The 11,565-nt window shown below is 65.5% G+C and carries 10 protein-coding genes; 7 read left to right on the top strand and 3 right to left on the bottom strand.

The features are described from left to right. Positions 1 to 355: 355 nt before the first annotated feature. Complete coding sequence (locus AmiPiv_RS10265; RefSeq protein WP_340037302.1) at positions 356 to 730, bottom strand: hypothetical protein; 375 nt, start codon at positions 728 to 730, stop codon at positions 356 to 358. Positions 731 to 1,110: 380 nt separating this feature from the next. On the opposite strand from AmiPiv_RS10265, the gene AmiPiv_RS10260 reads away from it, so the two are divergent. The 3 genes from AmiPiv_RS10260 (at position 1,111) to AmiPiv_RS10250 (ending at position 5,876) form a co-directional block, all read left to right on the top strand. Further along, positions 1,111 to 3,804 (top strand): phosphoenolpyruvate carboxylase, encoded by a 2,694-nt coding sequence (locus tag AmiPiv_RS10260; protein ID WP_340037301.1) that lies wholly within the window; start codon positions 1,111 to 1,113, stop codon positions 3,802 to 3,804. Between the two features lie 43 nt (positions 3,805 to 3,847). Further along, positions 3,848 to 5,152, top strand: coding sequence for a serine hydroxymethyltransferase (glyA, locus tag AmiPiv_RS10255; RefSeq protein WP_340037300.1), 1,305 nt, complete (start codon positions 3,848 to 3,850; stop codon positions 5,150 to 5,152). A gap of 76 nt (positions 5,153 to 5,228) precedes the next feature. Then, the gene (locus AmiPiv_RS10250; protein WP_340037299.1) at positions 5,229 to 5,876 is read left to right on the top strand and encodes a response regulator transcription factor; all 648 of its coding nucleotides are present in this window, start codon (positions 5,229 to 5,231) and stop codon (positions 5,874 to 5,876) included. A 1-nt stretch (position 5,877) separates the two neighbouring features. Here the strand turns inward: AmiPiv_RS10250 and AmiPiv_RS10245 are convergent, their stop codons facing one another. Further along, complete coding sequence (locus AmiPiv_RS10245) at positions 5,878 to 6,639, bottom strand: anti-sigma factor family protein (protein WP_340037298.1); 762 nt, start codon at positions 6,637 to 6,639, stop codon at positions 5,878 to 5,880. Further along, complete coding sequence (locus tag AmiPiv_RS10240; RefSeq protein WP_340037297.1) at positions 6,636 to 7,175, bottom strand: RNA polymerase sigma factor; 540 nt, start codon at positions 7,173 to 7,175, stop codon at positions 6,636 to 6,638. The genes AmiPiv_RS10245 and AmiPiv_RS10240 overlap by 4 nt, the downstream gene beginning before the upstream one ends. A 153-nt stretch (positions 7,176 to 7,328) precedes the next feature. On the opposite strand from AmiPiv_RS10240, the gene AmiPiv_RS10235 reads away from it, so the two are divergent. The 4 genes from AmiPiv_RS10235 (at position 7,329) to AmiPiv_RS10220 (ending at position 11,248) form a co-directional block, all read left to right on the top strand. Next, a complete protein-coding gene (locus AmiPiv_RS10235) occupies positions 7,329 to 8,705 on the top strand; it encodes a S8 family serine peptidase (RefSeq protein WP_340037296.1) in 1,377 nt (458 codons plus the stop codon). Positions 8,706 to 8,935: 230 nt separating this feature from the next. Then, on the top strand, positions 8,936 to 9,520 hold the full coding sequence (locus AmiPiv_RS10230; RefSeq protein ID WP_340037295.1) for a DUF4956 domain-containing protein: 585 nt from the start codon (positions 8,936 to 8,938) through the stop codon (positions 9,518 to 9,520). Then, positions 9,498 to 10,307, top strand: a complete 810-nt coding sequence (locus AmiPiv_RS10225) for a polyphosphate polymerase domain-containing protein (protein WP_340037294.1) — start codon at positions 9,498 to 9,500, stop codon at positions 10,305 to 10,307. The genes AmiPiv_RS10230 and AmiPiv_RS10225 overlap by 23 nt, the downstream gene beginning before the upstream one ends. 11 nt (positions 10,308 to 10,318) lie before the next feature. Then, complete coding sequence (locus AmiPiv_RS10220) at positions 10,319 to 11,248, top strand: esterase-like activity of phytase family protein (RefSeq protein WP_340037293.1); 930 nt, start codon at positions 10,319 to 10,321, stop codon at positions 11,246 to 11,248. Positions 11,249 to 11,565 lie beyond the last annotated feature (317 nt).

Below are 11,565 nucleotides of genomic sequence, written 5' to 3'. Positions count from 1 at the left end.
GTAGGGCAGAAGATGCTCGGTCGGAATGCCGATCTTCGCCCCGATCTCCTGGATCGGCTTCTTCTTGGCGCCGCGCGCGATCTCGATGTCGGTCTTGAATTCGGCCATGACTCTCTTCCCTTGGCGCGCGCTACCGATCCCGAGGCGATTGCCTCGGGCTCCACTCCGGACTCGACGTCCGGACAGTTCGTACAGCGGATACTCCCTACCGGATTGCATAACAGCTGCGGTCAGCCGAGTCAACCTTAATGCAAGAAACTTTCATTTAGAGAAAGATTAGGTCGACCGATGGAAATGCCGATGGCCGGGACGATCCCGGCCATCCGGACACCATGGGCCCAACGGAACCCGAGCTTCAGGCTTCGGTGCGGGCCTTGCGCAACTGGGCGAGCGATGCCGTCGGGCGCAGCAGCGACAGCGTCAGCCGCTCGACGCAGATGGGCATCACGAGCTTGGCTCCGTCGGCATAGAGCGAACCGCCCGACGCGCGGAACGAGCCCTTGTCGACGATGGTTTCAAGCACGTCGCGCGTCCTCAGCGGCAACAGGTCGGTGCAGGCGCTCATGCGGGCAAAGATGTGGCTGATGGGAACGTTGTAGCCGTCCACCGCTACGAGCGGCTCCTCGTTTCCTTCCTTCCATTCCTCAAGCGCCTCGAGCGCTTCGTGGAAGGCATTGTGCAGGGTGATGGGGGCATGGCCCTCATAGAGCTCCGGCAGCACTTTCTGCATGTCGATGTCCCTCTTCAACGGCGGTTGGTTCGTGCTGCGGCGTGGCGGATTGCGGTATCGGACCTCACTTTCATGCGCCTCCCATATTTGCATAACAGGCAACATCGTTGCACATGAGTTAAGTTGCGTCCACTGGAAAACACCCTGGATCAACGCGTTGGAAGACACTGTTTTGCCGCCGGCGAGGGGTAGTGCGCACAGGCCCCGTCGATCATCGTTCGGCCAATCGCGGCACCACCCGAACGAATAGGAAATCTACCCGTCCGGGCGTTTTCAAAGCCGCGCAAAGCCTGTCTGCTTCACCTCGGGAAAACAGCATTCCGGAGAAGCGGCTCGTCCAGGGCCGGCCCGGACCAACACCAGATGAACGGGGTGTCGCTTTGGAGGAGAGCAGGCCACTCAGTTTCCGCGAGGACGTCCGCAGCCTGCTGTTCAGGCTGCTTGTCTCCGTGGTCAGCGAGCGCGAACCGGGCGTAGCCGATGTCCTTACCGGCCGCCTGAACCTCGATGCGCTCGCCTCGGCGCAGCGCATTGCGGCGCTGCAGGCGACCGGCATCTGGTTCCAGCTCGCGGCAATCGCCAACGAGCTGCTCGCCATGCGTTCGCGCCGCGAGCTAGAGCAGATGGGCGGCGCTGACCACGTGATCGGGTCCTTCTCCAACGTGCTCGGCGAGATCGCCGCCGCCGGCTACCCGGCCGAGGACATCCAGGCTACCCTCGACGCACTGAGCGTCGGGCCGACGATGACTGCGCATCCGACCGAGGCCAAGCGCGTCACCGTTCTCGAAATCCACCGTCGAATCTACCGCAAGCTCACCGAGCTCGAGCAGCAGCGCTGGTCGCCGCGCGAGCGCGAGCAGCTGATCGACGACCTCAAGAGCGAGATCGAGATCCTCTGGATGTCGGGCGAGCTGCGCCTCGAGCGCCCCTCGGTCGAGCGCGAGATCGCCTGGGGCCTGCACTTTTTCCGCGAAGTGATCTTCGAAGCCACGCCCAAGCTCTATGACGCGGTCGAGGACGCGCTGGCGCGGCACTATCCGGAATATGACGTCAAGGTGCCGTCCTTCATGCGCTATGCGTCGTGGATCGGCGGCGACCGGGACGGCAACCCCAACGTGACTGCCAAGATCACCGCCTATGCGCTGACCGAATGCCGCCAGGCGATCGTCGGCTGGTATATCGGCCAAGTTCGCCGGCTGATCACCGTGCTCAGTGTCAGCGCCAATGTCGTCGACATCCCCGAGGACTTCTCCAAGGCGCTGGCGCGGGCATTGCACCGCACCCACGCCGCCTCTGAGATCGTCGGGCGCAATCCCGACGAGCCGCTGCGCCAGTTCGCTGCCGCGATGCTGGAGAGGCTGCTGGCCATGCGCGGCGAGGCATCGGCCAAGCCCTACGCACGGGCCGAGGCCTTCAAGGCGGACCTGCGCGACCTCGAGAACGTGCTCGGCAGCATCGGCGGCACCCTGGTGGCGCGTCGTTTCGTGCGGCCGCTACGCCAGCAGCTCGAGAGCTTCGGCTTCCGCACCGTTTCGCTCGACATCCGGCAGAACTCGACGGTCGTCAACCGCGTGCTGGGCGAGCTGTTCAAGGCAACCGACGGCGATGGCGCTGCAACACCCGACACGCCGCAATGGACTACCCGCATCCGCGCCGCCCTGCATTCGGGCGAGCAGCTGGAGATCGACCGCCAGGCGCTGTCTGAGGAGGCGCGCGAGCTGCTCGACCTGTTCGATGTCATCCGAGACACTTCGGCCGGCATGAACGGCGGCGCGGTCGGCGCCTTCATCCTTTCCATGACGCGGTCGAGCGACGACCTGCTCGCCGTCTACCTCCTGGCGCAATATTCGGGGCTGGCGACCGCGCTCGACGGCAGCGGCACCATCGGCCTGCGCGTCGTGCCGCTGTTCGAGACCATCGCCGACCTGCGGGCCGCGCCCGACATCCTCGACCAGCTGCTCGGCGTGTCCATCGTCCGCCGCTCGGTGCGTGACTTCGGCAATCGCCAGGAGGTCATGCTCGGCTATTCCGATAGCAACAAGGACGGCGGCTTCCTCGCCTCCAACTGGGAGCTCAACAAGGCGCAGCGGCGCATCACCGCGCTCGCCGAGAAGCGCAAGGTGAAGATCAGCTTCTTCCATGGCCGCGGCGGCTCGGTCAGCCGCGGTGGTGCGCCGACAGGCCGGGCGATCGCCGCCCAGCCGGCGGGCACCATCGGCGGCGCCATGCGCGTCACCGAGCAGGGCGAGGTGGTGTCGTCGAAATTCGCCAACCGCGGCACCGGCCTCTACCAGCTGGAGATCCTGGCCGCGAGCGTGTTTGCCCATTCGGTCAAGTCGCAGAACGAAGCCGAACTCAAGGACAATCCCGAGTTCAGCGAGGCGCTGGAAGCGCTGACCGGCATGTCGCAGGCGTCCTACTCGGGCCTGATCAACGAGCCGGGCTTCATCGACTACTTCAACCAGGCGAGCCCGGTCGAGGAGCTGTCGCTGCTCAAGATCGGCTCGCGCCCGGCACGACGCTTCGGCGCCCGCGACATCTCCGACCTGCGCGCCATCCCGTGGGTCTTCGCCTGGAGCCAGAACCGGCACCTTCTGACCAACTGGTACGGCATCGGCAGCGCGCTGAACTCCTTCGTCAACGTGCGCGGCGAGACCGGACTCGACCTGTTGCGGCAGATGTTCGAGCGCTCGCGCTTCTTCCGCCTCGTCGTCGACGAGGTCGACAAGGGCCTCTACCAGACCGACATGGACATCGGCCGCCTCTATGCCGGACTTGTGCAGGACCGCGAGACCGGCGAGCGCATCTACCGCAAGATCGCCGCCGAATATGCGCTGACCCGCAAGATGATCTCCGAGGTCAATGGCGGCCTGAAGCTCTCGGAGCGCTTCCCGGCCTTCAAGCGCCATTTCGACCGCATCCGCCCGCAGATGGACTCGATCCACCGGCTGCAGGTGCAGCTGCTGCGCGAGGTGCGCAGCCAGGACGGCGCCACGGCCAAGCCCAAGCGCGCAGTCAACGCGCTGCTGCTTTCCATCAACTGCATTTCCGCCGGCCTCGGCTGGACCGGATGACCACGAATTTCAGGCGCCCATTCGCGCCATCAGGAGGAGCCAAATGAACATCCCCACCAGACCCGGCATCGGCAGCCCGCGCAATTTCTTCCGCACGGGCCTGGCCCAGGCCGACCCCGCCGTCAGCGACTCGATCAACCGCGAACTCAACCGTCAGCGCGACGAGATCGAGCTGATCGCCTCGGAGAACATCGTCTCCAAGGCGGTGCTCGAAGCGCAGGGCTCGGTGCTGACCAACAAATATGCCGAGGGCTATCCCGGCCGCCGCTACTATGGCGGCTGCCAGTATGTCGACGAGGTCGAGGATCTCGCCCGCGAACGCGCCAAGGCGATGTTCAACTGCAGCTTCGCCAACGTGCAGCCGAACTCCGGCAGCCAGGCCAACCAGTCGGTGTTCATGGCGCTGATGCAGCCGGGCGACACCTTCCTCGGCCTCAACCTCGCCGCCGGCGGACATCTCACCCACGGCGCGCCGGTCAACCAGTCGGGCAAGTGGTTCAATGTCGTGTCCTACGGCGTGCGCACCGACACCCACCGCATCGACCTGGACGAGGTGCGCGACCTCGCCAAGAAGCACCAGCCGAAGGTGATCCTCGCCGGCGGCTCGGCCTATCCGCGCATCATCGACTTCAAGGCTTTCCGCGAGATCGCCGACGAGGTCGGCGCCAAGCTCTTCGTCGACATGGCGCACTTTGCCGGCCTGGTTGCCGGCGGCGTGCACCCCAACCCGCTCGACCATGCCCATGTCGTGACCACCACCACGCACAAGACCCTGCGCGGCCCGCGCGGCGGCATGGTGCTATCCAACGACGAGGAGATCGGCAAGAAGATCAACTCGGCGGTGTTCCCGGGCCTCCAGGGCGGACCGCTGATGCACGTCATCGCCGCCAAGGCTGTCGCCTTCGGCGAGGCGCTGACGCCTGACTTCAAGATCTATGCCGCCAATGTCGTCGCCAACGCCAAGGTACTGGCCGAAACGCTGCAGGAGGGCGGCGTCGACATCGTCTCGGGCGGCACCGACACGCATCTGATGCTGGTCGACCTCAGGCGCAAGAACCTGACAGGCAAGGCTGTGGAAGCATCGCTCGGTCGCGCCCACATCACCTGCAACAAGAACGGCATCCCGTTCGATCCGCAGGGGCCAATGGTCACTTCGGGCGTCCGCCTCGGCACGCCGGCCTGCACCACGCGCGGCTTCCTGGCCGACGAGTTCCGCCAAGTCGGCCGCCTGACGATGAGCGTCATCGACGGGCTGGCGGCCAATGGCGAGGCCGCAAACACGGCAATCGAGTCGGCCGTGCGCGAGGAAGTGCACGATCTGGCCGCGAAATTCCGAATCTACGACTGATTTGTGTCGCTGGAGCGCGGGCGCAAGCCCGCGTTCTCAAGTGGAATGCGCCAGGCACGAACTCGATGGCGAGCCCATGGCGCAAAACAAGAAGCTCAAGGTTCTGATCGCCGAGCGCAACCCGCTGGTGATCTCGGCCCTCCGCGACCTTCTGGATCGCGACGAACGCTTCGCCTTTGCCGAGGGCGTACAGTCAGGCGAAGCCTTCGTCCAAGCCGTGGCCGACGGAGAGCTGGCCTTCGACGTCACCATTGTCGGCTGGAAGCTGTCCGACATGGACGCCGCCGACGTGCTGGCCGAGCTGCAGCGCCGCCAGCTAGCCGCCCGCATCGTCATCTTCTCCAACGACCACGACATCGGCATCCTGAAGCAATGCGTGCGGCTCGGGGCGCAAGGCTACTGCTACCAGTTCGACGATCCCTGCATATTGTTCGACACGCTTTTGGCCGTCGCCAACGGCCGCATCTGCATCCCCTATGTCGACGTCGCCAAGATCAACGAGACGCCGCTGTCGCGGCTGACCGTGCGCGAGCTGGAACTCCTGGCCGTGCTCGCCGACGGCTGGACCAATCTGCAGATTGCCACCCGCACGGGGATCTCGGAGAACACGGTGAAGTACCACCTCAAGAATCTCTACGACAAGCTGGGAGTCCGCAACCGCGCCATGGCGGTGGCGCTCTATGCCAGCGAGAAGAAACGCGGGCCGCAGCTCAACGCGAGATAGTTCAGGGCGTGGCGAGCGCGGCCTTTTCGTCGGCTTCCGAGAGTGGTGCGCCGGCGCCTATCGCCGCCAGGAAGGCATCGACCGTCTCTACCGCACCGGCCGGCGCATAGTCCGGACCGCTCGCGGCCGCAACCGCGACCGCAAGCCGGACCGACCAGCTCTGTTCCGCCCGGCACGCCACCGTCACGGTGGTCCCGCCCGCCGCCTCGGCCAGCTCGAACTCGCGGCAGAGCGCGCCGGAGCCGTCGCGGAAGCTCGAAACCAGCTTGACCGACCCGCCAGCGACCGACGACTGCGAGCCCGACGGCGCGGCGGCGAGTACCCTGAGCATCGCCGGATCGGCGACGGCGGCGAAGGCGAGGGACGGCTGCGGCGCGTTCGCCTGGCCTGCAAGATAGCCGCCGAGGCCGAACACCGCCGCCGCCAGCGACGCCGCCAGGGGTAGCGTCCAGCTCGAACGAACCAGCCGAGCCGCCGGGCGGAAGGCGATGACGTTGTCTTCCCGTGCAGGCGCGGTCTCAAACGCTCGCTTTTCCTCGATCATCTTCTCCACCGCGCGCGTCAGCGCTTCCGGAACGGCCTCGTCGATGAGCGGCTTCAGCGCCGCCGCGGCCTGGGCGCGGCTTTCGATGAAGTTCGCCACCCGCATCACCAGCTCGTCGTCGGTCTCCATGGCCGCCTCGACGCGCGCGGACGTCTCGGCGTCCAGCTCGCCGTCGGCGAAGGCCATCAATGTCTCGTCGTCGAAGTTGTGGCTGCTCATGGATTTCGCCCTTTTGCGGGTGAACGGTCGACCGCGGGGTTTATTCCGGCTGCTTCCGCGAGATTCTTGCGGGCGCGGGCAAGCCGGCTCATCACCGTGCCGATGGGAATGGCCAGAACCTCGGCGGCCTCCTTGTAGGACAGATCCTCGACGCATACGAGCAGCAGCACCTCGCGGTGCTCGTCGGGCAGTTCGTCGATGGCTTCTGCAACACTCTTCAGCGTCAGCCGGGCTTCGGCCTCACGCTCGCCGGTGTCACCGGCAATGTCGTGGCTTTCGGTGATGTCTTCGGTCGGTCCCGCAGTCTTTGCCCGGCGGACGTGGTCGATCCAGAGGTTGCGCAGGATGCGGAACATCCAGGCATCGAAACGCGTACCGGGCTCGAACTGGTCCTGGCCGGCAAGTGCGCGCTCGCAGGCAGCCTGCACCAGATCGTCGGCGAGATCGCGCGAGCGGCACAACGATATGGCGAAGCGGCGCAGATTGGGCAGGAAGGCAACCAGCCGGTCGCTCACCTGAACATCGTCACCTTTCATGCGGCCCTGTCCTGATCGTCTGGGGAATAGATTGGACCTCCGTCCGTTACCCCAAAATGCACAAATGCAGTCGAAATGATATGGGTTGTCGTAAGTCTTATGTGGAGCGCTAACAATTGCATTGCCGCCACCTGTGCGGATAAGGAGCCGACCATGCCCGCACAAGTTTCGAACGGCCTGATCGCGGCCCTGATTTCTGTCCTGCTTGCGACCTTCGGCGCGCCGATCGATGGCCCCTGGCAAGGGTCCGTCCTGGGCGTCGGCCAGGCATCGGCCGATGACGACGATGGTGACGATAGCGACGACGACGATGACAGCGGCAGCGACCCATCCGACAGGACAGGGCCTTCGGCCGGGAACGGCGGCAATCCGCTGACCATCTTCCGGCGTCAGGCGATTCGCCCGCAGCCCCGACCCGTACCGCAGCGCCAACTGCCGCGGCACGTGCCACGGGAGATCGTTGCGCTCGGCCTCGACAAGGCGGCCGAGGACAGGCTGGTGGCTGAGGGCTACGAGGTGCGCGAGCGCGTGGCGCTGGCGACCGAGGGCGGCGCCGGCCTCGTCAGGCTCGGCATACCCCGCGGCGTAAGCCTGGAGGCGGCACGGGCGCGTGCGGCCACGCTGGCGCAGGGTGCGGTGGTCGACATGAACCACTATTATCGACCCGAACAGGCTGGCGCCGAACCCTGCAGCGAGGGGCTCTGCCTCGCGCGGGAAGTGGTCGGCTGGCCGCCGGTGGAAACGCTGGCCGATCAATGCACGGTCGGAGGCCGGATCGGCCTCATCGACACGGCCATCAATGGCGACCACCTCGCCTTCGCCGGCGGACGGGTCGAGACGATCCGGATCGGCCAGGGCAACCTTCCCGCTTCGGGGCGCCAGCACGGTACGGCCGTCGCTGCCCTGCTCGTCGGCTCCAGGGAGAGCCGCACGCCAGGGCTTCTGCCGGGCAGCGAGCTGATCGCCGTTGACGCGTTCCATCGCGGCGAGGGCAATGACGACAGGTCGGCGGTCTACGACCTGGTGCGCGCAATCGACATCCTCGCGTCGCGCGGCGTCAAGGTGATCAACATGAGCCTCACCGGACCGGCCAACCCGCTGCTGGAGCGAACCGTGCAGCGGGCCAACCAGCGCGACATACTCATGGTCGCGGCGGCCGGCAACGACGGCCCACGCGCGGCGCCCCTCTATCCCGCCGCCTATGACGGGGTGATCGCGGTGACGGCGATCGACCGGAGCAAGAACGCTTACAGGCGCGCCGGCTCGGGCGCGCATATCGACATCGCCGCGCCAGGGGTCCAGGTCTGGACCGCAGCCTCGGTGAGGGGCGCGCAGCCGCGGACCGGCACGTCTTTCGCCGCGCCGTTCGTCTCGGCCGCCGCGGCCATCCTGAAGGCGTCGAACCCGGCACTCACCGCCGGCGAGATCGAAGAGATCCTGCAGCGCAACGCCGAGGACCTGGGCGCACCGGGCAAGGATCCGGTCTATGGCTGGGGCCTGCTCAACGGCCGCGCCATCTGCCAGGGCTGAGCCGTCTGCGAGACGCTATAATTGCGCCTCGCATCATCTTGTTTACATAAGCATTTCCACATTATCCGCCGGATCAGAAAATAGTTTGCCGGCAGTGGAATAGAGCTTCGCAACGCCCGTTCTTCCTAACGTAGCCGCCTTGCGGCGCAGATCAGGAGAACAGAAATGCCAATCCCCAACCTGCCATATCAGGCGCCACGAAGGCCCGCCACCGTGAAGGGGACGGGCCGATGATCGCGCAACTGCTACAGGTTCCGTTCGCCGCCGAACTCGCACGCTTCGGCATCAATCTCACCGGCATGTCGGCGCTTCTGTTCGGCATGTATTACCGGCGCTACCGCGACAAGGAACTGGTCACCGCCGCGGCCCTTTTCAACATCTTCGTCTTTGCGGTGCTGACCATCCTTTCGACCGTACAGTTCGGTGTGGCAGCCGGCTTCGGCCTGTTCGCCATCCTGGCGCTGTTCACGCTGCGCTCGGAGCCGCTGTCGAAGACCGAAATGACCTATTTCTTCGGCAGCGTGGCGATCGCCGTCATCTGCTCGGTGCAGGGAACGACCTTGCCTTTCGTGGCGGTGACCGTGGCCTTGGTACTGGCCGGCGCCTTCGTCGTCGACCATCCCCGCATGCTGCAATCAGTCAGCGGCACCAAGGTGTCGCTCGACAAGATCAACCTCGCGCTGCTGGCGGATCCCGCCTCCATGCGTGTCGAGCTTTCCGAAAGGCTGGGCGTGGACGTGCTGTCCTACCAGGTCCTGCAGCTCGACTACATCACGGAAATGGCGAAGCTCAATGTCCATTATCGCAAGCACTGATACCTGGCTGGAGCACGGCTTCGCGCCGATCAGCCTGCATGCGCTCAACGGCAAGGCCGCGATGCTCGAGCGGCTCGACAACAAGTATGTCGTCGACGGCTCCGTGCTGCGGCACGCCGCCGGCGACCTGGCCCGCGCCTTCGACATGCTCGAGATCGAAGGCCAACGCGCCTTCACCTACGAGACCTGCTACTTCGACGACGTCGAACGTCGCAGCTATTTCGACCACCACCAGGGCAGGCGGCAGCGGGCCAAGATACGCATCCGCCGCGATGTCGAGGCCGGACTGTGCTTCCTCGAGGTCAAGCTCAAGGACAAGCGCGGAATCACGGTCAAGAAGCGCCTCGACCGGGACCCGGCCACCTTCGGCACGCTGGACGATGCCGCCCTTGCCTACGTCGACAGCGTCTACCGGGCGCAATACGGCATGCCGTTCCCGCACGCGCTGTCGCGGGTGATCGACATGCGCTACCGCCGTATGACCCTGGTGGCCAAGCAAGGCGGCGAGCGCATGACCATCGACAGCGGTCTGCGGTTCTTCGCTGCCGATGCCCAGCACACCGTCGACGAGGACCTCTTCATCCTCGAGACCAAGTCGGCGAACGGCAACGGCGTCGCTGACGGGATATTGAGGGCGCTGCACCAGCATCCGACCAAGCGCTGCTCGAAATACTGCGTGGCCACGGCGCTGCTCGACCCGGCCACCAAGCACAACCGCTTCCTGCCCGCCTTGCGCAAGCTGGGCACTCCCTCCCGCGCGGCCGTCGCGCCCGCAAATTTTCAATAGGAGAAAACCAGATGATCAAGCCCCTCACCGCAGTGCTCCTGCTCGGCGCCTCGACCTTCGGCTTCGCGCCCACGGCCACGGCCCAGCCGCTCGAACTCGCCGTGCTCGACGGCACCTCCGCACCGGCGACCGGACCGGGCGGCGTACCCATCAACGAACTCTCCGGGCTTGCCTGGGACGCCGACGAAGAGCTGCTCTATGCCGTATCCGACGACGGCCTCCTGCACCACTTCCGGCTGGAGCTAAAGGACGGCAAGATAGCTAAGATGGAGCCCGTCCTGTCAGTGCCACTGAAGACCGGCACGACGCCCGCCGTGGTCAATGCGGAGGGCCTCGCCGCGGTCAATGGCGACAATGGACAGACCGGCGACACGGAACTGCTGGTCGCCTTCGAGGACGGCCCCGCAATCCATCGCTTCCGGTCGGACGGCACGCCGCTCGGCTCGGTGCGGTTGCCGCCCGAACTCGCCGACGCGGCCAGATACAACGAACCGAACAGCCGGCTCGAGGCGGTCGCGGCCACAGGCGAGGGCATCATCACGGCGCCCGAGGAGGCGATGCAGGGAAAGCCGAGCGACACCCACACCATCCATGGCCTTACCGGCGGCAGCTGGACGTTCGCGACGTTCCAGCCCAAGCGCAGCAACCTCAAGGCGATCGAACCCATGCCCGACGGCCGCCTCCTCGTGCTCGAACGCACGCGCGAACAAAAGGGCGGGCCGAGTGTCGGCCGGCTGCGGGTGGTCGACCCGAAGTCCTGCGGGGAAGCGCAGCCATGCAAGGTCGAAGACCTCGAGCCGGGATCAGGCACCCTGCTGAACGACAATTTCGAAGGCATGGCACGGCTGTCGGACGAGCTCTACCTGGTGGTCACCGACAAGACCAGGAAGGAGACGCCGGCGACGCAATTCGTGCTGATTTCCGTCAAGCCCAGAGACTGAAATCGCTTCGCGTGCTGCCGGCCAGAAAGGCGAGCCGCGGGAGAGGCGCGGCAGTCGTCGGGACGGGTTACAGACCCAACCGACTCTGCCACGCCGGCACCAGATGGGTCGCGTCCAAGGGACCACGAAGCCCTTCGCATATCCGCATCAAGCTCGAATGCGACCTATCAGATAAAAATTCCGACACCAGAAGAAATTGCCAAAATCCAAGCCGATTCAAGAGCTTTGCATGGCAATGTCCGGGCAGGATGCGACACGTGCGCGCATCCTTCCCTTGACAGCAATTTAACTTTGCCGGACATTCCTCAGGGGAAATT

Source organism: Aminobacter sp. Piv2-1 (genome assembly GCF_037625995.1).
Classification (GTDB): Bacteria; Pseudomonadota; Alphaproteobacteria; order Rhizobiales; family Rhizobiaceae; genus Aminobacter.
This window is presented reverse-complemented; position numbering and strand designations above follow the sequence as displayed.